20 protein-coding genes and 1 tRNA gene are annotated in these 20,966 nt (G+C 62.0%); 11 read left to right on the forward strand and 10 right to left on the reverse strand.

Annotated elements, in window-relative coordinates; genetic code table 11:
• Positions 1 to 31: 31 nt before the first annotated feature.
• The 5 genes from GRI99_RS15480 (at position 32) to GRI99_RS15500 (ending at position 4,430) form a co-directional block, all read left to right on the forward strand.
• Entirely contained in the window at positions 32 to 337 is a 306-nt protein-coding gene (locus GRI99_RS15480; RefSeq protein ID WP_160772972.1) for a hypothetical protein, read from the forward strand.
• A gap of 76 nt (positions 338 to 413) precedes the next feature.
• Positions 414 to 2,219 (forward strand): copper resistance system multicopper oxidase, encoded by a 1,806-nt coding sequence (locus GRI99_RS15485; protein WP_160772973.1) that lies wholly within the window; start codon positions 414 to 416, stop codon positions 2,217 to 2,219.
• On the forward strand, positions 2,216 to 3,106 hold the full coding sequence (locus GRI99_RS15490) for a copper resistance protein B (protein ID WP_160772974.1): 891 nt from the start codon (positions 2,216 to 2,218) through the stop codon (positions 3,104 to 3,106). The genes GRI99_RS15485 and GRI99_RS15490 overlap by 4 nt, the downstream gene beginning before the upstream one ends.
• 73 nt (positions 3,107 to 3,179) lie before the next feature.
• Entirely contained in the window at positions 3,180 to 3,536 is a 357-nt protein-coding gene (gene copC, locus GRI99_RS15495; RefSeq protein WP_160772975.1) for a copper homeostasis periplasmic binding protein CopC, read from the forward strand.
• Between the two features lie 3 nt (positions 3,537 to 3,539).
• The gene (locus GRI99_RS15500) at positions 3,540 to 4,430 is read left to right on the forward strand and encodes a CopD family protein (RefSeq protein ID WP_160772976.1); all 891 of its coding nucleotides are present in this window, start codon (positions 3,540 to 3,542) and stop codon (positions 4,428 to 4,430) included.
• A 189-nt stretch (positions 4,431 to 4,619) separates the two neighbouring features.
• Here GRI99_RS15500 and GRI99_RS15505 read toward each other — a convergent pair whose 3' ends face one another.
• From GRI99_RS15505 to GRI99_RS15530, 5 genes are all read right to left on the reverse strand, one after another.
• The gene (locus tag GRI99_RS15505) at positions 4,620 to 5,144 is read right to left on the reverse strand and encodes a hypothetical protein (RefSeq protein ID WP_160772977.1); all 525 of its coding nucleotides are present in this window, start codon (positions 5,142 to 5,144) and stop codon (positions 4,620 to 4,622) included.
• 278 nt (positions 5,145 to 5,422) lie between these two features.
• The gene (locus GRI99_RS18540; protein ID WP_202393132.1) at positions 5,423 to 7,351 is read right to left on the reverse strand and encodes an alpha/beta hydrolase; all 1,929 of its coding nucleotides are present in this window, start codon (positions 7,349 to 7,351) and stop codon (positions 5,423 to 5,425) included.
• 42 nt (positions 7,352 to 7,393) lie between these two features.
• Entirely contained in the window at positions 7,394 to 9,061 is a 1,668-nt protein-coding gene (locus tag GRI99_RS15520) for a carboxylesterase/lipase family protein (RefSeq protein WP_160772978.1), read from the reverse strand.
• A gap of 38 nt (positions 9,062 to 9,099) precedes the next feature.
• The gene (locus GRI99_RS15525; protein WP_237438392.1) at positions 9,100 to 10,041 is read right to left on the reverse strand and encodes an alpha/beta hydrolase; all 942 of its coding nucleotides are present in this window, start codon (positions 10,039 to 10,041) and stop codon (positions 9,100 to 9,102) included.
• 17 nt (positions 10,042 to 10,058) lie between these two features.
• Complete coding sequence (locus tag GRI99_RS15530; RefSeq protein WP_160772979.1) at positions 10,059 to 12,287, reverse strand: TonB-dependent receptor; 2,229 nt, start codon at positions 12,285 to 12,287, stop codon at positions 10,059 to 10,061.
• Positions 12,288 to 12,574: 287 nt separating this feature from the next.
• Here GRI99_RS15530 and GRI99_RS15535 point away from each other — a divergent pair, with 287 nt between their 5' ends.
• Complete coding sequence (locus GRI99_RS15535) at positions 12,575 to 13,276, forward strand: response regulator transcription factor (protein WP_160772980.1); 702 nt, start codon at positions 12,575 to 12,577, stop codon at positions 13,274 to 13,276.
• On the forward strand, positions 13,273 to 14,430 hold the full coding sequence (locus GRI99_RS15540) for an ATP-binding protein (RefSeq protein ID WP_160772981.1): 1,158 nt from the start codon (positions 13,273 to 13,275) through the stop codon (positions 14,428 to 14,430). Before GRI99_RS15535 ends, GRI99_RS15540 begins: the two co-directional genes overlap by 4 nt.
• Positions 14,431 to 14,642: 212 nt before the next feature.
• On the opposite strand, the gene GRI99_RS15545 is transcribed toward GRI99_RS15540, so the two are convergent.
• Entirely contained in the window at positions 14,643 to 14,891 is a 249-nt protein-coding gene (locus tag GRI99_RS15545; protein ID WP_160772982.1) for a helix-turn-helix domain-containing protein, read from the reverse strand.
• A 122-nt stretch (positions 14,892 to 15,013) separates the two neighbouring features.
• Here GRI99_RS15545 and GRI99_RS15550 point away from each other — a divergent pair, with 122 nt between their 5' ends.
• The 3 genes from GRI99_RS15550 to GRI99_RS15560 all read left to right on the forward strand — a co-directional run bounded on the left by GRI99_RS15550 (position 15,014) and on the right by GRI99_RS15560 (position 16,848).
• Positions 15,014 to 16,156 (forward strand): PDDEXK family nuclease, encoded by a 1,143-nt coding sequence (locus GRI99_RS15550; protein ID WP_160772983.1) that lies wholly within the window; start codon positions 15,014 to 15,016, stop codon positions 16,154 to 16,156.
• Positions 16,157 to 16,166: 10 nt separating this feature from the next.
• Entirely contained in the window at positions 16,167 to 16,541 is a 375-nt protein-coding gene (locus tag GRI99_RS15555; protein WP_237438393.1) for a hypothetical protein, read from the forward strand.
• Positions 16,542 to 16,638: 97 nt separating this feature from the next.
• Positions 16,639 to 16,848, forward strand: coding sequence for a hypothetical protein (locus GRI99_RS15560; protein ID WP_160772985.1), 210 nt, complete (start codon positions 16,639 to 16,641; stop codon positions 16,846 to 16,848).
• A gap of 18 nt (positions 16,849 to 16,866) precedes the next feature.
• Here the strand turns inward: GRI99_RS15560 and terL are convergent, their stop codons facing one another.
• The 4 genes from terL to GRI99_RS15580 form a co-directional block, all read right to left on the reverse strand.
• Entirely contained in the window at positions 16,867 to 17,730 is an 864-nt protein-coding gene (gene terL / locus GRI99_RS15565; RefSeq protein ID WP_160772986.1) for a phage terminase large subunit, read from the reverse strand.
• Between the two features lie 170 nt (positions 17,731 to 17,900).
• On the reverse strand, positions 17,901 to 18,263 hold the full coding sequence (locus GRI99_RS15570; protein ID WP_160772987.1) for a DUF5681 domain-containing protein: 363 nt from the start codon (positions 18,261 to 18,263) through the stop codon (positions 17,901 to 17,903).
• 62 nt (positions 18,264 to 18,325) lie between these two features.
• Positions 18,326 to 19,801, reverse strand: a complete 1,476-nt coding sequence (locus tag GRI99_RS15575) for a DNA modification methylase (protein ID WP_160772988.1) — start codon at positions 19,799 to 19,801, stop codon at positions 18,326 to 18,328.
• A 571-nt stretch (positions 19,802 to 20,372) separates the two neighbouring features.
• Positions 20,373 to 20,463, reverse strand: a tRNA-Ser gene (locus tag GRI99_RS15580).
• Between the two features lie 83 nt (positions 20,464 to 20,546).
• Here GRI99_RS15580 and GRI99_RS15585 point away from each other — a divergent pair.
• Positions 20,547 to 20,951, forward strand: a complete 405-nt coding sequence (locus tag GRI99_RS15585) for a metallopeptidase family protein (RefSeq protein WP_160772989.1) — start codon at positions 20,547 to 20,549, stop codon at positions 20,949 to 20,951.
• The last annotated feature ends 15 nt before the right edge of the window (positions 20,952 to 20,966 follow it).

Consider the following 20,966-nt stretch of genomic DNA (forward strand, 5'->3'; position numbering starts at 1 on the left):
CAAGGCTGCAATCTTTTCGGAGTATCTGATCATGAAGTATCTGCTGTTTGCGGCGGCTGTTGCCGTCGCGTCGCCCGCGTTTGCTCAGCCCGCCGCCGCTCAGGAGGCACCGGCTGCAAGCCACGCTGGCCACGCGGGCCACAACGCGCCCTCCACCCCCTCACCTTCCGCTCCCGAGCCTATGGGGCAACCTGCTCAGGCAGCCGGAGAACAGCCGGGCCACGGCATGCAGGAATGCTGCTGTTGCAAGGAGGGCGAGCATCAGGGCAACGAGGCAATGATGCACCACGCCGAGCCGGACGCCGAAGCGGCACCTGCCCAGCACCAGCATTCCTGATCTGGCCCAGCTGATCGGCACGGGGGGTCGCCTGCGGGCGGCCCCCATTCGCCAGCACTCGAAAAGGGGAAGCCCCATGACCAGCTTTACGCCGCTGTCGCGCCGCGCCTTCATGGCCGGCAGCACCGGCCTTCTTGCCCTGGCCTCTTTCAGGCCGGCCTGGGCGCAATCGGCATCGCCAGGCAGCAAGGGTTCTGCCAGCCTTGCCGGACCGAATATCAACCTTACGATCGAACGGCGCGACTTCCAGATCGATGGGCGGTCCGGGTCCGCCGTCACCATCAACGGCAGCGTGCCGGGGCCTCTGCTTCGCCTGCGCGAAGGAGGTAACGCCCGCCTGACGGTGACCAATCTGTTGGACGAGGACACCTCGATCCACTGGCACGGGCTGATTCTGCCCTTCCAGATGGATGGGGTGCCGGGCCTCAGCTTCCCCGGCATCGCGCCGGGCGCCAGCTTCACCTATGAGTTCCCCGTGCGCCAGTCGGGCACCTACTGGTATCACAGCCACAGCGGCCTGCAGGAGCCGGTCGGCCACTACGCCCCGATGATCATCGATCCGGAAGGGCCGGACCCGATTGCCAGTGACCGCGAACATGTGATCGTGCTGTCGGACTGGACCTTTGCCAATATCGAACACGTGGTGAACCGGCTGAAGCAGGGAGGCGGGTTTTACAACCATGCCAAGCCCTCTCTGACAGATCCGCTGCCGCTCGATACTGCCAGCCGCGCCATGTTCAACCGCATGCGGATGGACCCCACCGACATTGCCGATGTGGGCGCACCCGAGTTGATCTACCTCGTTAACGGCCACAGCCCGGCGGAAAACTGGACCGGCTTGTTTGCGCCGGGCGAGCGGGTCCGGCTGCGGGTGATCAACGCCGCCTCCATGACCATATTCAACTTCCGCATTCCGGGCCTGCCGCTGACGGTGGTGGCGGCTGACGGCCTGCCGGTTCGCCCGGTGGAGGTCGATGAGTTGCAGATCGGCAACGGCGAGACCTATGACCTGATCGTCACCCCTCGCGATCCGGCCTATTCGATGGTTGCCGAGGGGATCGACAGGTCCGGCATGGCCGTGGCCACGCTGGCGACCGCCCCCGGCCTGCGCGCGCCGGTTCCGCCCCTTCGGCAGCGTCCGGTGCTGACCATGCGCGACATGGGAATGGACCACTCCTCTCACGGCGCACCGGCAGGACCGGCTGCGGCCAGCGATCCCCACGCAGGGATGGATCATGGATCGCACGGTGGAGCGATGCCGATAGTGCCTGCCGCCGATCCCCACGCCGCGCATACGGGACATGGCGGCTCGCCCCCTCCCGCGCCGCCGCCGATGCAGGATCGCAGCACGGTTGATTTTCCCACCGGGCCGGGTGTGGACATGATCGCCAGCATGCCGGTGGACCGCACGGGCGACCCAGGCCTTGGCCTGGACGACCAGCCGCATCGGGTACTGACCTACCGGCAGCTGGCTGCGCTCGAACCCAACCGCGACCGGCGGGTGCCCCAGCGCGAGATCGTGATCCACCTGACCGGCAACATGGAGCGCTACATGTGGTCGATGGACGGCGAGACGCTGTCTCCCGCCACCGAACCCTATCGCTTCACGCTGAACGAACGGGTGCGGCTACGGCTGGTCAACGATACGATGATGACCCATCCCATGCACCTGCACGGCCACTGGTTCGAAGTGGTCAACGGGCAGGACGGGCACCTGCCGCTGAAGCACACGGTGCGCGTGCTGCCCGGCAGCTACGTCGATCTCAACCTGACAGCCGACGCACCGGGGGACTGGGCGTTTCACTGCCACCTGCTGGTGCACATGCACATGGGCATGATGCGTGTCGTCAAAATCCGCCCGCTGACGGGAGAGGGCCAATGAGAGGCTTGTCGATCATCCTTGCGCTAGGCGCGCTGGCCGCTGTGCCGGCCCCGGTATTGGCCCAGCACGAAGGCCACGCGATGCCAGCCCCGGTTCCGCCACCTGCTGATCCGCACGCGGGTCACACGGCACCGGTGGTAGCCACGGCATCCCCTGGCCCGGTCGATCAGCAAGCCTGGCCGGAGAATGCTGCCGATGCCGTGTGGGGCGAAAGCGTCATGGCTGCTGCCCGTGGGCACTTCTACGGGGATCACACCATGGTTTCCCAGAAGATTGCGGTGGAGCAGCTGGAGGTGCTGTCGGGCGACGGCCCGCTGCTCTGGCAGGCCGACGCAGAAGCCTGGCGCGGCACCGATATCGACAAGGTCTGGCTCAAGTTCGAAGGCGAGGGCAATACCGACGAGGGGCCGGACGACACCGAACTCCAGGCGCTATGGAGCCACGCAATCGACCCATGGTTCGACCTGCAGACGGGTGTACGGCAGGATTTTCGTCCTGGCCGTGACCGCACCCATCTGGCTGTCGGCTTGCGTGGCCTTGCGCCCTACTGGATCGAGGTGGACAGCGCGGTGTTCCTGTCCACCCGTGGCGAGGTCACGGCCCGCATCCAGGCCGAGCACTTGGTCCGGATCACCCAGCGCCTGATGCTGAGGCCCAAGGTCGAACTGGAAGCCTCGGCGCAGTCCATGCCGGACCTCGCAACGGGCAGCGGCCTCACGTTCCTGACCGCCGGTGCCCGCGCAGGTTACCGCATGACGCCGACGGTCGAACCCTACGTTGGAGTGGAATGGCAACAGGCTCTGGGTGAGACACGTCGCCTGCATCGCGCTGCGGCAGAGAATGCCGGCTCAGTGCGCGCTGTCGCCGGCCTCAGGTTCGTCTTTTAGTGCAGCTCCCCCATTCACGGCCAATAAACACGCCGAAGTGCATCTAGTGAACACGAGAACAAGGATCATTGATATGCGTAAACTTCCCCTGCTCGCGGCCGTGGCCCTGACCATTGGCGCCGCCGTCCCGGCACTGGCCCACACGCATCTTGTGCGGTCGGCGCCCGCCGCCAACCAGACGCTCGCCGCTCCTGCCAGGCTGACGCTCACCTTCAATGAGCGGGTGGCCCCGGCATTCTCCAGCGCAGAGGTCACCATGCCGGCGCATGACATGACCGTGCCTTCGACCATGCGCCTCAGCCAGGATGGCAAGACCATGACCATCACCCCGCGCAGCGCGCTGGTTCGCGGCAGCTATGTGATTCACTGGACGGCTGCCGGGTCAGACGGGCATCGTATGGAAGGAAACGTCCCCTTCACCGTCCGGTAAGCCATGGAGCCGGCATTCATCCTCGCCCGCTTCGTGCAATATGCGGCAGCTTCGATCCTGTTCGGGTCAACGTTGCTGCTGTTGTGGGCGGGGCTGGACATTCGGGGCACCAGAGTGCTGCTTGCGGCTGCTGGTGTGGCCATGGCGATAGCTTCGGCGGTTGCACTGGTGGTGCAGACCGCCATGCTGGCGGGGTCGCTCACCGAAGCCTTGCGCCTGGAAACTCTTACGCTCGTGATGCAGAGCATGGCATTCGGCCCGGCTGTGGCCGTTCGCATAGTCACCGGCGTGGTTGCTTCGCTGATAGTCCTTGTGCTGCCCCGCAGCCGTCAGGCCCTTCTCGCCGTCCTGGTTAGCGGCGCTGTCGCCTGCATTTCCTTTGCCTGGAGCGGCCATGCAGCGGCAACAGAAGGCTCGCTGCGCGCAGTGCACCTTGCCAGCGATGGTGCCCACGCGCTGGCGGCGGCAGGATGGGTAGGTTCTCTCTTCGTCTTCGCACTGATGATCTGGACTTGCAGGTCATCGGACATGCAGATCCTCATTCATGCGCTTTCTGGGTTTTTTAGACTGGGTGTCGCGCTAGTCACTGTCCTCCTGCTAACCGGCACAGCAAATACAGTTTTTATCCTCGGCGGCGATGTAACCGTCCTGACTCAGACGACTTACGGGATGCTATTAATTGCAAAGGTTGCCGGTTTTGGGGTGATGTTCGCGCTGGCTGCCAACCATCGCAGATGGCTACTTCCAACTATGCGCAAGATGACTGGACGAACCCAGTTCAGCGGAGACGGGATGGGAGGCCGCCTTCAGATGTCGCTTAGCGCTGAAAGTTTTGTGGGGCTCGCGATACTCATGATCGTTAGCTTGATCGGGATGCTCGATCCGTTTGCGTAGGTCCGCTTTCCACCCCTTTGCTGCCGTTCAAGCAAGGCTTGCTCATCGTCCGCTTTCAGGTGATCGGAAAAAGGGCCCGAATGACAGAGATGAGGGCGCCTTCCAGACGGGCAGCTCTTGGGCCGGGAGGAGACCGTCTGCTTGCGGTGGGGTTCGTTTATAAGCAGACCCTTTCCTGTACAGGCCCTTTCAGGTTTCACGAAACCGATGTCGGACCTGGCCGAGAACCGAGCGAAGTCGGCTCCCATCCTTCTCCAGCAAGTTCAGAATTGCGGCGGCTTCAGCCTCCTGCGTTACGAAAAGGTCTCTTGACGCTCTGCCTGTCCGAAGCGCGAGCACGCGAGCGACGAGGTGCCATTGGCCTTTATGATCAAGCGTTACTGTGAACACTCCATGCGAGATTTGGGTCCGCAAAGCATCATGTTCCCGGAACTTGGTCAGGGCCTCCACGGCGATTTTTCCCTCATCGGCAAAGACGCCACCGGCGCCAACGGCTTTCGAAAGTGCGTCGTAGCGCTGGCCGACCAAATGCGGCAATTTTAGCGCGTTGCCGCGCCCATCGACCCCCACCAATACAAGCAGGGTTTCAGTGACGGCGGCCTCGCTCCGAGCGAACACGTCGAGGCAGCGACCTCGCCACGCAGAGGCAGCTGCACGAGCTGCCTCAAATGGCTCTCGTGGCAGGGTCAGTTCGATCGAGGAAATCGCGTTCATCAGAATGTGTTATCCGCACCGAAGTTTATTTCGTGTAACCAGCCTAAATCATTGCTGCATGACGGCTAGTGGGCCGTTAACGGACTGACAGTTTTCAGCACCCAAGTTTCTCAAAGCGGACAGTGGGGTAATGTTGCTAATGTCACCGCTAGCACTGTGTCCACTCCAACGGGTGATTTCCAACTGTGAATGAAATCTTTGGGCGGCTGCCGTGCAACCGCCCAAAGGGTGCCTTCCGCATTGTGATAAACAGTCACAGCTTCTCGGCACTTTGGAAGCTAGAACCCACGGCTCTCATAACGCCATCGGTTATCGATGCAAAGCCCACAGCCCTCTCCCACGAAAGCCCTCTGCCCGTCCAAATCTCCCTTCAGTTGCCAGTCGAGCCATTGCCAAGCGATCCGAGCCGCCGGTCCGCCGTTAGGCTGATAGAAGCTGCCGCCGTGGCCGATGTCACCAAGGTTGGCGACGGCGGCGGGGACAGACGATATGCGGGCGAAGTCGTCCATGCCTTGCGGATAGGCAATATCGCTCGGTCCACCGAGAACATAGATTACGGGGCCGTGGAGGCGCTCCAGCGTTGCCTTGCCTATGTCCATCGATCCCATTCCCGAGCCATCTGGGAAAATGCCGCTATTGTGGATCACGGCCGTCGCTACGCGAGGATCGCTCGCTGCGACTTGGAGCGCTTGAAGACCACCGCAACTCCAGCCTGATACGGCCACCGCGCGAGGATTGATCTTGCCAAAGAGAGGGCTGTCGGGGCGAGAATTCTCATTGAGCGCCCAATCAATCGCCTCGACCAACTGTGCAGACGTGGTGGCTGCCGGTGGAAAGCCGCCAGCTCCTTGGCCCGCCTGTGGGACTTGCCTCTGCCTCTCGGGTGCTCCAGGTCCCGATTGAATCGTCCCGTTCGCGATAACGAGGTATCCGTGCGAGGCAATTTCCAGCAGGTGCAGACGCGCATTGGCGCCATCGTCCATGCATCCTCCGTTACCGAAGGCTACAACACCTAGCGAACCTTCAGGAACAGACGTCAAATCGCGCGGCTGGTAAACGACATGATTGGGTAGCGAAGACATTTCCGCCTTGGTCGCGGGAAATGAGCCGGTGCCCGGATCATCCGCCATCGCGTTGTAACGAGCCATCTCCGCTTCCATCTGGGCGCGGATCTCTGGCGGAATACCGGGTCGGGGTGCAGGGGCACTACGCTCGTCCGCCAACGAATTTAGCGCAGAAGGGACGATCTGATGTAACCGCAGCCAGCTTATGAAGCTGTCGAACCACTGAGTGGTGGTCGTCTCTGGCGCACCTAGCCCGAAGCCGTGCCCCCCGCGCTCGTAGAGATGAGCCTCAACCGGCTTCCCCGCCGCGAGCCAACTTTCATAAAGGCCGGCGCCCTGATGCCCGAACAACGGATCATCTGAAGCCAGGGCGACAAACATCGGTGGGGCATCGGCAGGCACGTCTACCGAAGTCATCGGGCCATAGATCGGGCCGATAAAGTCGGGCAGTTCGACCCCATCCGAATGTAGCGCCACCGACAGTGTGGTCATCGCGCCAGCGGAGAACCCGATCATGCCGACGCGCTGTGGATCGATGCCCCATTCGGCTGCTCGACTACGAACCAAGCGGATTGCAGCTTGCCCATCGGCAACTGCATAAGCGGGTGCCGGGGCAGGTGAAGCACCGGGCCGCATTGCGCCAATCCGTTCACCCATGACCCTTTCCAACCCGGCGATATCTCGCGGCGTGGGTTCGAGCCGGTATTTCAATACGAAGGCAGCGATGCCGTTCTCCGCGAGGCGCCTGGCGACGGCCCATCCCTCGGTTTCCATCGCCAAGGCGTAAAAGGCACCGCCTGGCGCCACAATTACCGCAGCACCAGTGGAATGGCCTGGCTCAGGCAGAAACGGAGTAATTGTGGCCGTCGTGACGTTACGCACTAGCGGAGCATTCATGACCGATGCCCACTGCTCGGGCCCACCGACGGGCGGACCGGGCACTCGCTGGTCGCTATCCAGCAGAATTTCTCCAGTCACTGTTGGAGGGGCGATTTCCACCAGAGGGGGAAATCCGGCGGCCATTTGCGGCGGAGTTCCGGCCTGGGAAGCTGCTTGGGACAAGGGGCACAACGCGAGCGCGAGCGCACCAATCACCCCCATTGGCTTGTTCCAATTACGCATGACATCAACTCCGAGGATCATTGCACGCTTTCAAAATTGAGACCTAAGAAAGCGCCAAAAGGATTAGCGCGGGCGCGGCTGGCTGAGCAGTCCGACCAGAGCTTCATCGTGCGAGACACCCACATGTGACTGATCTTCAAAAATCATTGTCGCATGATTTTGCGCTGTGAACCGCGGCCATTGCGGGAGACCTGGATTGTTGGGATTGCCGCTTCGGGCAAAGTTGATCCACGCCTGGCTCATGGCCTGCGTCAGACGATCGACCACCGGCCCGCCGCCCGACGATTGCACCCCCAGCGGGGCATTGTTGAACACGAACGCGACATCGGAGGTGTGGCCCGCGGCCCAGCCGTAGTCGAGCACGGCGCTGCGATAGGCAAACAGGTAGTTGTAGACTGGCGCCGCCTGCATGGCCTTGGCCTCAGCCATACCCAAGGCGCCCGAACGTCCGCCGCTGTCGATCTCGACGACTCGACTCAATGGTGCCTGCGGATAGGCGGCGCGGAAGGCATCGGCGATGCGCGGGGCAGCATCGCCATATGCGCGGCCGAGGAATTGCAGCACCTGCTCGTCCGACCAGCCTTCGTGACCGGCGATGGCCGGATTGATGTGCTGGAACTCGGACAGGGTGCTGCCCACCAACAGCGGAACATTTGCGGAAACGGCGGGTGCGCCTCCGGCCCATGGCGGCGCTGGCAGGAAGGCTCCGTCCATCACCGGCCCCCAGTTCACGCGGGGGAAGCCCAGCGGTCCGCCTGCGGCCTCGCCAGTGATCTCCTGACTGGCCTGCCGCAACGCGGCTGCTCCGGCAGCTTCCAGCCGGTCATAAGGCAGCGCGCGCAGACCGGCGATGTCGCCATCCGCCAGGCCAGCCAGACTGAACACCAGTTGCGCCACGCGCCGTGATAGCGCCTGCCCGGTAGTCCGTCCGTCCGGCGGCCCCATGGCCCCGCTCATCACGATAGCCTTGTCGAACAGCCCTTGCGCCGAAGGGGCGCCCATCAGCGTGCTGACTTTTCCGCCACCGCCAGACTGGCCGAAGATGGTCACATTGTCGGGATCACCACCAAAGGCGCGAATGTTGTCACGCACCCACTGCAACGAGGCAACCAGATCCACCAGGCCGACATTGCCCGACGCGGCAAACTCGGACCCATAGGCGGAAAGATCGAGGTGTCCGAGGATGTTCAAACGGTGGTTGACCGAAACCACCACGACATCACCCATCTGGCTAAGGCGCATTCCGTCATAGACCGGCAATTCGATCGACGAGCCGCTGAAGAAGCCGCCACCGTGGAACCACACCATGACAGGCCGCGCCGCGCCATCGGTGGCCGGGGTCCAGACATTGAGGTTGAGGCAGTTTTCGCTCTGCGGCCAGTATTGGGTGTTGGACAGGAACGCCTGCGGCTCGCGCGCGACCGGGTCGATCGGCTGCGGGCAAACGTTGCCATAGGTCATGGCCGGACGAACGCCGTCCCAGTGGGCCATCGGCTGCGGCGCCGCGAAGCGCTCGGCCTGGGCGTAGGGAATGCCATGGAAGGTAAAGATCCCGTCGCGCACATAGCCCTGCACATCGCCACTGGTCGTGGGGACGACAGCGATCCCGCGGCCGGCCGTCAGCGTGACGCTGTGGTCTCGCGTTTCTTGTGCCGGCACGGTCGTGCAGGCACCTTGCAGCAAGGCTGCGGCGAGGAACAGGCTGCCGGTCGCCAGGGTCTTCAGGGTCATCATGTTCTCCGGTAATTTCTTGTCTTAGATCGCACGGATCAGTCGCGATCTTCCAGCAGTCCGTTGCTCTCCAGCCAGGCGAGGAACTGGCCGGGCCAAAGCGTCGCCGTGGTGCCGACAGGCCGAATGCCAAAGCCGTGCCCGCCTGCCTGGTAGAGGTGGAATTCGATCTTCCCACCTGCCGCGCGCCAGGCATCGAGCAGGCCGGTGCCATTGTTGCCGAACAGCGGATCGTCGGTGGCCAGCGCCGCGAACAACGGCGGAGGTTTGTGGGGCACCTCAGCCTGCATCATCGGGCCGTAGATGAGCCCGATGAAGTCCGGCTCTGCCCCCTCGGCCTGCGCCTGAGCCACACTGAGCGTGGTCATGGCTCCGGCGGAAAAGCCGATCATGCCCACGCGGTGCGGATCGACATGCATGCCCTCCGCCCGGCTTCGCACCCAGCGGACGGCGGCGACGCCATCGTCAATGGCCGGTTGGAAGGCTGGCGGACGCACAGGCACGCCATCACGGACCTGTGGCCGCGGCTCCCCCTGACGAGCAAATTCCTGCGGATCGACGGGCGTCGGCATCACGCGATACTTGAGCAGAAATGCTGCCACTCCATGCGCCGCCAGCCAGCGCGCCACCATCTCGCCCTCGGCATCGATGGCCAGAAGGCGGAATCCACCGCCCGGCGCCACGATCACCGCCGCGCCGGTCGCCTGTGAAGGATGCGGCAGGAACGGCGTGATTGTGGGCTGCGTGACATTGCGCACGACCAGGTAGTCCCGGTCGAAGGTGCCCCAGTTCTCCTGAGCGTGCTGCCCCTGCATAGGCGGCAGCGCCTCGGTGTAAAGCGGTATGGCATTACGCTGATCCGGTGCTTCTGCTTCAGCCATGACCGGTGGGCCGGATTGCGCCATTGCAGATTGCATGACCAGTGATGCGGATGCCAACGCGCATCCCGAGGCGACAAGCCTAAGGGTGTGCTTCATCATGTTCGAACTCCTCGCGGTCAGAATTCATAGTCGAGGGCAAGACCCACCTGGCGGAAGCCTGTGGTCGTCAAGATCTGGCCATATGATCCGATATTGCCGTCCGGGAAATTGATCAGCGCAAACACCGGTTCGTGGTTGTTGGTCAGGTTCCTGACGAAGGCCGAGAGCGACCAGCCGCTGTCGGATCCACGGATGCCCACGCGTCCGCCCAGCGTGAAGTGGCTGGGGTAAAGCACGTTGGGATCGGTCGATTGCGCGACCTTGAAGCTCGACTTGAACACCATGTCACCACTGATGAAGAAGTCCATCGCGTCGGTGACCGGAGTGAAATACTCGGTGGATGCAGTTGCCTTCCATTCGGGCGCATTGGCCAGTTGCGTCCCGCCGATTATCGTCCCGTCGCTGCCGACCAGGCCCGCCGGATAATCGACGTCGTTGTAAATGAGGCCCGTATTAAGCATCCAGCCTTGCGCCACCCGGCCGCCGAACGACAGCTCGAAGCCGCGCGAGGTGACCGTGCCGATGTTCTGCGGCACGCACTGCAGGCCGCCGGTCTGCGTGGTGTTGCAGACCTGGCCCTGGTAATTGCGTACGCGGGTGGAGAAGGCATTCGCCTCGAACAGCATCCCACGGCCCACTCCCGCCTTGAGACCGATCTCGAAGCTGGTGGGGATTTCCTCCTTGATGATGGTGGTAACCGCAGTCGGATTGCTGGGATCAGCCAGCGCGATCTGCGGCCCCTTGTAGCCCCGCGTGACGGTGCCGTAGAGGAAGGTGCTGGGCGACACTTCGTATTGCAGGCCGGTTTTCCAGGAGAAGTTGTGAATGGTCACGCCGCTCGACCCGGTGGCGCCGGTCAGCGTATCGGTGAACACGTTCACTTCTTCATTGGTATAGCGTGCGCCGGCCAGAACGCGGAGGCTGTCCGACAGATGATAAGTCGCTTGCCCGAAAACCGCGTAGGAACTGTCATCGACCGTGGTCAGCCGCCCGTTGTTCGATACCGGCGTAATCACCGCACCGTTCGGCAGCGTAACCTTGATGCTGAACGGGCTCGGGTTGTTCACGGTGTCCTGGTCCGAGTAGAACAGGCCAACAGTGTATTCGAGCGGCGAACTGCTGTCCGATGCCAGTCGCAGTTCCTGCGTGAACAGATCCACGCCTGAGAATCCCGGGCCACTGAAGATCCGGGTGGGATAGGTATCCAGCCGGAAGATATTGAGCGAGTTCGGCCCCTGGTCCTGGCTGCGCAACGCAGTGACCGAGGTCAGCACGGCGCCGCCGAGGTCGTAATCGACCTGCAACGAGCCGGCCAGCAGCTCGTTTTCCGCGTGGCCGGGAGAGTTGGTGCAATAGTCGCGGTTGGCGCGCGAGGCAGTGATGCCGCAGGCAGCGAGCACCGTGGCAATAGCCGGGTTGGCAATGTAGATCTTGAAGAAGTCGTTGCCGCGCTCATCGACGGAATCAGAGTACTCGCCGATCAGGTTGACGGTCACGACATCCGAAGGCTCCCACAGCAGGCGGCCACGCAGACCCCAGCTATGGTGCTTGTCCAGCTCGCCGGTCAAAGTGTTCCGGTCGATGCCCTGCGTGCCGCTGTAGTTGCCCGACACGCGCATGGCTGCGTTGTCGGCGATTGGCAGGTTGACCACGCCTTGAACCAGTTGCCGGCCGTATTCGGAACCCAGCGTGCCGGCGTCCGACAACTCGGTGCGGAAGCGGCCGCCGAAAACGCCATATTCGGGTCGACGGGTAGCGATATTGATCACGCCCGCAGATGTGGTGAGGCCGAACAGTGTGCCCTGCGGCCCCTTCAAGACCTCGACCCGCTCGACATCGAACAGGCTGGTGATGTTGGCGTTGCCCTGGCTGACCTCGTCGACCACGACGCCGACCGAGCCGACCGCGCCGATCTGGAACGTGGTAGTACCCACGCCGCGGATCTGTCCGCCGCCGCCGGTTCCGAGGTTGGGTGCCTGCTGCACTTCCAGTGCCGGAGCGACACGCGACAGATCCGAGATCTGGTTGACCTGCTGGCGCTCCAGCGCCTCCTGGCTGGTTACCGTAACCGAGACCGGCACTTCCAGCACCGATTGTTCGCGACGCTGGGCAGTCACGATGATCTGCCCGTCGTCCTCGTCGCCGTCGTCTGCCGCCGGGGCCGATTGCGCGATCGATGGCGTTGCCACCAAAATGGTCGATGCGATGGCCGCGCTAGCGCTGGCCGCCAACAATGAAAACTTCATCCTCCGCCCCTCTCCGGTTTTTCCGGCTTGCTCCCTGTGCTTCTCCCGACAAAAAGTTCGGAGGGGGGAAGCGACGCCCCCCTCCGAGATGGGAGAAACCGCAAGGGTCAGCCCTTGCCTTATGCAGGACCGCGATCAGCGACTGAGCGAGCCGCTGCGATTGTTCCGCGAACCTGATCTGAGTTGTATCCGGCTAAAGAGAGAGCGGGGGTAAGTTTACCGAAATCGATCTGTAAATTTACCGTAAAGGGACTAGCAAGCTGTGATTGAAACGGCACACACGGACCATGACCGATAAACAGCCAAGATTGTTGATCATCGACGACGATAATGAACATGTCGATTTGCTTGCAGATTACCTGCGCGCCGAAGGTTTCTTGATCGATTCGGTGCTGGATCCGCAGCTTGCGACAGAACGGGCACTGGCAACTCGCTACGATGCACTCATCCTGGACGTGATGATGCCGGGCAAATCAGGCATTGCCATCCTGGGCGAGCTACGTCGCGCCAGCCAGGTGCCCATCATCATGTTGACCGCGCGCGGAGATGACATCGACCGCGTGGTAGGACTGGAACTGGGTGCCGATGACTATATGGCCAAGCCATTCCTGCCCCGCGAACTGGTTGCGCGGGTGCGTGCCGTCTTGCGCCGATTCAACCTTCCGCCAGGCGATGGGGGCACCAATCGTCTCGACAACGGCACAGTCTCGATCGACCTTGCCGGGCGCGAGGCCTGGAGTAATGGCGAGCGGGTGGATCTGACCGCTTCGGAGTTCAATATCCTGGCTGCGCTGCTGCAATCGCCCGAAAAGGTCCTGACGAAGGACGAACTCACGCAAGTTGCCTTGAACCGCAGCTGGTCGCCTTATGACCGCAGTATCGACGTGCACATCAAGAACCTGCGGCACAAGCTGGGACGCGGCGGCGCGGTGCGGCACGGGGTAGAGACAGTGCGCGGCGTCGGCTACCGGATCGTGAGAGCGCAGTGAAAATCAAGATCTTCTGGAAGATCCTGCTGTCGTTCTGGCTGGCGTTCTTCCTGGCGGTGCCGACGGTCTGGATCCCGGTGACCATACTGTTTGGCGAACATCCGCCGGCACCCGGCGAGAGCGTGGTGGTAACGAACGCGGCTAACGGCGAGCGAAGGCTGGGTGACGGGGTGGCCACCGTGCGCGATCCCTCGGGCGATCCAGAGGAGTTTCGCCGCTTCACCCTTCAGGTGCTGATCGTTGGCGCAGTCACCGGCCTGCTGTTCAGTATAGTGCTCGCCCGCTACCTCACCCGCCCGGTCAACGCCTTGCAATCCGGGTTTCGGCAACTGGCGCAAGGGCAGTTCGACGTCCGGCTTGCTCCGCGACTGGGCCGTCGGCGTGACGAAATCGCCGACCTGGCGCGCGAGTTCGACGATACCGCACGCCGCCTCGACGCGCTGGTCACGGCCCGTGACCGATTACTCCACGAAGTTTCGCACGAGTTACGCACTCCGCTTAGCCGCCTTCTTCTGGCGATCAGCATCTTCCAGCAACAACCTGCCCGCGCACAGGAGATGGGCCTTCGTATCGAACGCGAAGCAACAAACCTGTCCAGCCTGCTGGGTGAAATTCTCGATCTTGCGCGTAGTGAGGAGCAGGGCATCGGTGCTGACGGCGAAAGCTATTACGACCCCATCCTGGTGCTGACCGAACTGGTGAATGATGCCGCATTTGAAGCCCAGTCACGCGAACTCAAGATCAAGTTCGAATGTCTGGAACCTGCCGCACCTGAAACACTGACCGTGCGCGGCAATCCACTGATGCTCGCCAGGTCGTGCGAGAACGTGCTCCGCAACGCCATCCGGTTTTCGTCACACAAAAGTGAAATCACCATCACAGCCCACGTGTCAGTCGCAGCCAGACCAACGCTGGAAATCGTGATCAGTGACCAGGGGCCAGGCATTCCCGAGAAGGACCTGACACATATTTTTGAGCCTTTTTCTACGAGCCAGGAACCGGGTTTTGGCTTGGGTCTGTCGATAGCTCGCCGCGCCATCAAGTCACAGCGAGGAACGATCGAGGCCAGTAACCTACCCAGTGGAGGTTTGAGGATCATTATTTCGATTCCTGTCCATACGGATTGGGGAGATGAAGAGAAATCGCTGACTTAGGAATGGATTGAATTGGAAGTCTAAACAGATGGGCCACGTACTCGTGCTGTCCCATGCGAGCGCAGTAGGCAGATTGCAGGCAGTGTAACAACGCGATGTTGTGAAATTTTACACAACTTACCGAGTGTCCGTTGTTCCAAATCGTCCGCTTTCAGGCAAACAGAACCACGGACCGAACGGCCGAAATGAGGGCGCAAAGCTGCCGAAGCAACCTACATCCCACCCCGCCGCTGTTCCGCAAACTCATTCGCCTTCCTGGCATCGAGCAACTCAACCACATCGACCCCGAGCGCCGTTGCAATCCGCTCCAACACCAGGATCGAGGGGTTGCGCACACCACGTTCGACGCCCGAGATGTAACCGCGGTCAAAGCCGCTGTCGGTGGCAAAGTCTTCCTGCGTGATCTCACGCCCGGCACGAAGCCGCCGAAGGTTCCAACCGATGCGCTGCCTGATCTCCATTGCATGGAAAGGATCGGGCCATGCGACCTATTGGCCCACGACTTATAAGACTCATTTGACTGGACTGTTCTCCGCTCTTCGCCCACCACAGTCCTATGCAAAGGGCACGAGGCATCCCCGTCTTGGTCGGTCATGAAGGCGAGCGCCAGGCGCTCGATCGCATTCATCTCGGAAGCGGGACCCACGATGAGAACTGGCTGCAGGAGCTGATCCATGACCACCCTGCAATCCTGCCGATCGCTGATATCGAGCCCGGGTTCGGTGAGCCGGTACCGGTCGCCAGGGAAGTGCCTTGCGGACACGGCTATATCGACAACCTCTATCTTACCCCATCTGGCGACATCGTGCTGGTCGAGACCAAGCTATGGCGCAACAACGAGATCAGGCGCGAGGTGGTGGCGCAGGCGCTCGATTATGTCGCGGCACTGACCGCCATGTCCTTCGACCAATTCGAACAGGCTGTTGCCCGCGGACAGGGTGCGCCCAAGCGGATCCATGATCTGTTTGCGTCTAACCCCGAGGCGCTCGAAGAGCCGGCCTTCATTGATGCTGTTACCGTCAACCTGCGGCGCGGCCGGATGCTGGTGCTCGTGCTGGGAGACGGGATCCGGACCGAGACCGAGGCGCTCGCCAATCTCCTCCAGAGCCATGCCGGCGCCCATTTCACATTCGCGCTGGTCGAGCTGGCCACCTGGCGCACAGGGAACGGGTCGATCCTGGCAGTCCCAGACGTGCTGGCACGGACTGTGATGATCGAGCGCGGCATTGTGCGGATCGAGGGTGCCGGCGTTACGGTCGCCCCGGTTCCGGTCGAAGCCAAGGCCCGCGCCCAGTCCATCAGCATGAGCGATTTCATGGGCATCATGGCGCAGCGTAATCCGGCCCTGCCCGGTGCCATCAACGCCATGCTGGATGCGCTGAAGCCTTACGGGATCTACTCTGAGCTCAAGGCCACTCTCAGTCTCAAGCTAGACTCTCCCCTACTGAACCGGCCAGCAAACTTTGGTTACATCGACAAGAGCGGCAGATTCTGGACTGACCCAGCTGCGGGCAATTTGCCCAGAAGCGTCTGGCGCCCCTATTTTGATCGCCTCGCCGAGATTGTCGGAGGTGTGGTCATCGATGAACCGAAGAGTCGCTACGTAGCGATCCCTGGGCGATCAACCCCACGGATCGAGGATTTGATCCTTCAGCATCTGGACGACTTTGTCGGGGCTATCGCGGATGCGATCCATCGCCTGAATGAAGATGCGCAGCAGCAATGAGGACACGCCGATGACCGACCGCGTCTTCATGGTGGAGCCTAGCGGTTGGTACGCATTGACGATGTACCCTGGATATTGGGATGTGCCCTATCACTCCCCATTGCGGGTGGATGGCATTGAATGGCTGGGCGAGCAGCACATCACGTTGGAGTTCCTGAACCTCGCTTACGCAGCTGGGGTGCGGGATTTCAGGATCGAATGCGCGATCCTGAAAGCTGCGCCAGACTTTCTCGCCTGCAGCCCCGTCGATCAGTCAGACCGGTTGTATGTCTTTGCGAAGCTGACGCGGGCCTGGATGACGGCCAATTTCCCCAACGTCGCAACGGACTCGCTGTTTGACGAAGCAGGAAGGCCAGACGAACGCGCCTTCCTGGCACTGGTCTAGGATTTTTCCTACAGCCGCCTACCCAATCCGACCCAGCGCGCGCCTTTCGAAAAGCTGCGTCTCGACTTTGCCGGCGCGGCAAGCATGTGTGTCACCCGTGGAACGGCAAGCACGCGATGACATGGTGAGATTACTGGTCCTGGAGGCCGGACGGTTTTTGGAGGACCTGTCACCAGACCTGGCGCAAATCCTGCCCGCTGACGAAGATGTCCGCAGGGTAAGGCTTGGTGCGATGGCGGAAGCCTCCGCCGCAGCCACGGCGCTGCTGCAGGCTGCTATTGCGATCTGTGGTCTCCACGAGGGTTGAATGCCACTATGCGCCCCTTCATCGCCTCCTTGCCGCATCCGCAAAGCGAACTAGGTTCCCGGTATCGACGGCCGCCAGGAACTGGATCACGCTATCGACCTGGTCATCATGCTTGCCATTCGGAAAGGCCAGCAGTTCGTCCTCGAAGGTCCTGAGCCATGGCGCCCCCTCCGGCAGGAATATCTCGCCGCGTTCAAACTTGGGCGTTTGCTGTGACGCCCGGTCCTGCTTGGAACTGACCGGAGGTATTGCCTGGAGCCAGACGTTGCGATGGTCGGCTCGCCTGATATTCTGGCCAACGCTAAATCCTGACCCGGCCTTCTCAACAATCACCAGACCGGCCTCCCATTCCTTGCGCTTGGCATAAATCGCCTTCTCCAAATCAGGGAACGTGAGCTTCGCGCGATACACGTCGAGCAGGTAGCAATTTTGGCCCGACAGCGCCCAGGTCGAACAGACCGAGAAGTCGTTATGCTCCTGGATATCGTAGGCCGTATCCCAACTCTGGAAGATGCCTTGCACCTGATGCGGTTGCGGCGGCGTTTTATAGCGCTTCAGCCATTCGCCCTTAAACAGGGCCCCTCCCGGCGGCATTGGGCGCTGGTTGTATTGCGCTTCGAAATCCCGCTCACCCATCTCGCTGCGAAGGCGCGCAATCTCCTCCTCGCCAATCCGTTCCGCATGCAGGATGCGCCCCGCCTTCCGTGATCCAAATCGACCCGGCGCGAGCTCAATCTTGCGATCCTGCCATTCCACTAGGGGCAACTCGAGCAAATTCCATCCACCTTGCGCCATAAGCTGCCCTGGCAAGTCCTCCATGTGCAGGCGCTGGGCAATGACGATGATCCGCCCCTTCTTGGGATCATCGAGCCGGCTGGCCACGGTTCCGCCATACCATTGCATGGCATTCTCACGTGCGACTTCGGAATGGGCATCGGCTGCCTTGATGGGGTCATCCAGGATGATGAGATTTCCGCCCAGGCCCGTCAGTGAGCCACCTACCGAAGTGGCACGACGTTGTCCGAGGGTCGACGTTACCCATCAGAATTCCCTCAGTCCGGTTTGGGATTGAGCAGGTCGTGCATGGCCAAATAGCCCCGTAGCGCCTCAAGATCGCGTCTGACCTTCTCGGGTTCCGGCCCGTCCGGTTCATCCTGCGGCCCGTAGCGCTCATAGAGAGCGAGCGCCTTGGCGGCGGCCTTGAGATCACCCTGACTGGACTTGGTGGCGATCTGGTGGACAGTCAGTTCGAGCTTGGAGAGCTTGAAGGTCTTTCCGCCCAGCTTGGCCGGAACCTTCTGGCCCATCGCTTCCTTCACGATGGTCTTGAGGCCCTTCGCACCCTTCTGACGTCCCTTGCCCAATTTGTTGCCCGCCTTGAACTGGTGCTCCTTCGGCGGCTTGGCATAACCCACGTCCTAATCGCCGGCCCCTGGCGCAGGATCACCATTGGCTTCCTCGCTGGCGGTTGACTGGCTCATTTCGCGCCTCCCGCTTCCAGACCCGCTTCATCATCGAGATCCTCGACCCCAGCGTAGCGCTCCGCTTCCACTTGCCGAAATGTCTGGCCCGTCCTGATCAGCACCGCCTCCTTACCGGTGTGGCGCTCCCAACGGCGGATGCAGACATCGACAAAACCCGGCTCGAGTTCGATGCCGCGACACACGCGGCCGGTCTTCTCGGCCGCGATCAGCGTCGTGCCGCTGCCAAGGAAGACATCGAGCACCACATCGCCGCGCTGCGTCACATCGAGCAGGGCATCCACGCACAGCTCGACCGGCTTGGGCGTGGCATGCGACGCCAGCATCTCATTGGCAGAAGACCCGCGGCGGTTGGCCCCGGGGGCCACCCAGACGTTAGCCCGGTCACGGCCGTGCCGCCCTAGCTCGACATTGTTGACCCTCGGCTTGTCGCCCTTGCACAGGACCGCGATCAACTCATGGGCCGAGCGATAGAGCGCCCCCATGCCGCCCGATTCCTTGTACCAGACGACAAGGTTGAGCAGCTTGAGCTTCGCCGCCTCACCCGCCGCATAGACCCGGTGGATCGAGCGCCAGTCCATGAACACGAACAGCACGGCACCCGCGACCAGCCAGGCCGTCATCAGGCCAAGGACCTTGTCGAGAAAGGCCTGGAACTCGGCATCCGACATCTCGCCCGATGCCATGACGAACTCGTCATGGACCTTCTTGCCCAGCCCGCTTACATTGCCCTTGATCGGCACATTGTAGGGCGGATCCGTCAGCACCACATGAACCCGCTCATCCCCTAGCAGTGCCTTGTAGGTCCCCTCCTCCAGCGCGTTGCCACTGATGATCCGGTGCTCGCACAAGCCCCAGATATCACCAATGCGTGTCACCGGATCGACCGCAGGTTCTGCGCCGACCTCGTCTTCATCGGCATCTTGCGCATCAAGCGGATCGAGCAGGATAATGTCCTGCTCTTCCATGGTGAAGCCAGTTGCCCCCAGATCGACGTCCAGGTCGATCAGTTCCTGGAACTCGATTTTCAGGGCATCGAGATCCCAATCGCCGCGTTCAGCAATCCGGTTTAGCGCAAGGGCAAGCCCACGGGCCGCGGCTGCATCGAGGTGATTGCAATCAATTGCAGGCACGTGGTCCAAGCCAAGCTCCCTTGCCGCCAGCACCCGCGTCCAGCCATCGAGAACCTGCCCTTGCCGAACCAGGACCGGCTGGCTGAAGCCAAACTCGGCAATCGAACGCACCAGCCGCTCAACCTGTTCGGGCCCATCCTTTCTCGTGCGATTGCGTGGCCCGCGCAGGTCACCAATAGGGATCTGGCTGATCTGGAGATCGGGCAGCAAGTCATTGCGGCGCGCGCGTCCTGCCGCCTCCGCCAGCCGGCGCTCACCCGCCAGGCGCTCGCGCCGCGCCTTGGTCTTGTCCAGCTTTGCCTTCTTCAGTCTGCCTTCCTGCAGTGCTTTCGTCGTCATTGTTCAACCTCCCTAGGACCAAAAAACCCGCCACCGCTGCTGCGGTGACGGGCGTCCTGTCGGAAGGACACGAACCCCGCACACGCCTCAGCGTATACGCAGTCAACCGTCCCTTCCTTGGTGGTCTAACTTCCGAAGAAGCTCTGCTTGCCCAGCAATAAGCCTGAGCCGATTCCAGCATGCAAGGACATTTTTGCGGCGCCCCCCCCCAAAGGCCCGCCGGTAGGGGTTTTGCCGTCAGTCGAGCCACAGAGCCAGCCTTCCTCCCGTGAGACCCTACTAAAGTTCACGTCATCTCGGATGCGGGAAAGCTGCCAGGAAACCCGCAGGATTGCGCCACTCTGCGCTGCCGATCGTCGCGGTCTCGGCCCAATTTTGACGATTTTCCCGTTAGAATCCCGTCAAAACGGGAAACCGTACTTGCCAGACCGGCCACAGAGAAAGGGGTAGGATACAGGCCGCCACGTCTCCTGAAACCCGCGCTCTGCGGTACGGTTCGCTTCCGGAATGCCGCAGAACTGCGCGGTTCTGCCGGGCAGTTTCCCGATTATTCTGAATTTCTGAGACTAGGTGGCGGAGCGGGAGGGATTCGAACCCTCGATACGCTTTTGACGTATACACACTTTCCAGGCGTGCGCCTTCGACCACTCGGCCACCGCTCCGCATGCCTGTCTGGAACAGAGGCGGCTCCCTAGCTGGCGGCGGGGCGGATGACAAGCGGCACGGCAATGCCTAGCTTCGGCAGATGACCCGAACGTTTGGCCTCGCCCCTTCCGCTGCCGAAATCGAGGCGCTTGCCCGCGCCACGCTGGCCCGGCTGCCCGAGCAGTTCCGCGCCCATCTGGGCGAAATCCTGCTGCAGGTTGAGGACTTTGCCGACGACGAATTGCTGGACGACCTGGGGATCGAAAACCCGTTCGACCTGACCGGGGTATATGAAGGCGTGACCGTGGCCGTGCGAGGCTGGGAAGAAAGCGGCACCATGCCCGACCGGGTGCGCCTGTTCCGCCTGCCGATCCTGCTGGAATGGGCCGAACGGGGGGACGAGACGCTGGAGCACCTGGTGGCGCACGTGGTGATCCACGAGATCGGGCATCACTTCGGGCTGAGCGATGAAGACATGCACGCGCTGGAGGAGATGGCGGGGTAAGACAGCTACCCCGTC

This window comes from Alteraurantiacibacter buctensis (assembly GCF_009827655.1).
In the GTDB taxonomy this organism is placed as follows: Bacteria; Pseudomonadota; Alphaproteobacteria; order Sphingomonadales; family Sphingomonadaceae; genus Alteraurantiacibacter; species Alteraurantiacibacter buctensis.

Excerpts from the sequence above, each read along its gene's own strand:
- GRI99_RS15480 (WP_160772972.1), top strand. The coding sequence starts at position 32 with ATGAAGTATCTGCTGTTTGCGGCGGCTGTTGCCGTCGCGTCGCCCGCG.
- GRI99_RS15485 (WP_160772973.1), top strand. The coding sequence starts at position 414 with ATGACCAGCTTTACGCCGCTGTCGCGCCGCGCCTTCATGGCCGGCAGC.
- GRI99_RS15490 (WP_160772974.1), top strand. The coding sequence starts at position 2,216 with ATGAGAGGCTTGTCGATCATCCTTGCGCTAGGCGCGCTGGCCGCTGTG.
- copC (WP_160772975.1), top strand. The coding sequence starts at position 3,180 with ATGCGTAAACTTCCCCTGCTCGCGGCCGTGGCCCTGACCATTGGCGCC.
- GRI99_RS15500 (WP_160772976.1), top strand. The coding sequence starts at position 3,540 with ATGGAGCCGGCATTCATCCTCGCCCGCTTCGTGCAATATGCGGCAGCT.
- GRI99_RS15505 (WP_160772977.1), bottom strand. The coding sequence starts at position 5,144 with ATGAACGCGATTTCCTCGATCGAACTGACCCTGCCACGAGAGCCATTT.
- GRI99_RS18540 (WP_202393132.1), bottom strand. The coding sequence starts at position 7,351 with ATGATCCTCGGAGTTGATGTCATGCGTAATTGGAACAAGCCAATGGGG.
- GRI99_RS15520 (WP_160772978.1), bottom strand. The coding sequence starts at position 9,061 with ATGACCCTGAAGACCCTGGCGACCGGCAGCCTGTTCCTCGCCGCAGCC.
- GRI99_RS15525 (WP_237438392.1), bottom strand. The coding sequence starts at position 10,041 with ATGATGAAGCACACCCTTAGGCTTGTCGCCTCGGGATGCGCGTTGGCA.
- GRI99_RS15530 (WP_160772979.1), bottom strand. The coding sequence starts at position 12,287 with ATGAAGTTTTCATTGTTGGCGGCCAGCGCTAGCGCGGCCATCGCATCG.
- GRI99_RS15535 (WP_160772980.1), top strand. The coding sequence starts at position 12,575 with ATGACCGATAAACAGCCAAGATTGTTGATCATCGACGACGATAATGAA.
- GRI99_RS15545 (WP_160772982.1), bottom strand. The coding sequence starts at position 14,891 with ATGGAGATCAGGCAGCGCATCGGTTGGAACCTTCGGCGGCTTCGTGCC.
- GRI99_RS15555 (WP_237438393.1), top strand. The coding sequence starts at position 16,167 with ATGACCGACCGCGTCTTCATGGTGGAGCCTAGCGGTTGGTACGCATTG.
- GRI99_RS15575 (WP_160772988.1), bottom strand. The coding sequence starts at position 19,801 with ATGACGACGAAAGCACTGCAGGAAGGCAGACTGAAGAAGGCAAAGCTG.
- GRI99_RS15585 (WP_160772989.1), top strand. The coding sequence starts at position 20,547 with ATGACCCGAACGTTTGGCCTCGCCCCTTCCGCTGCCGAAATCGAGGCG.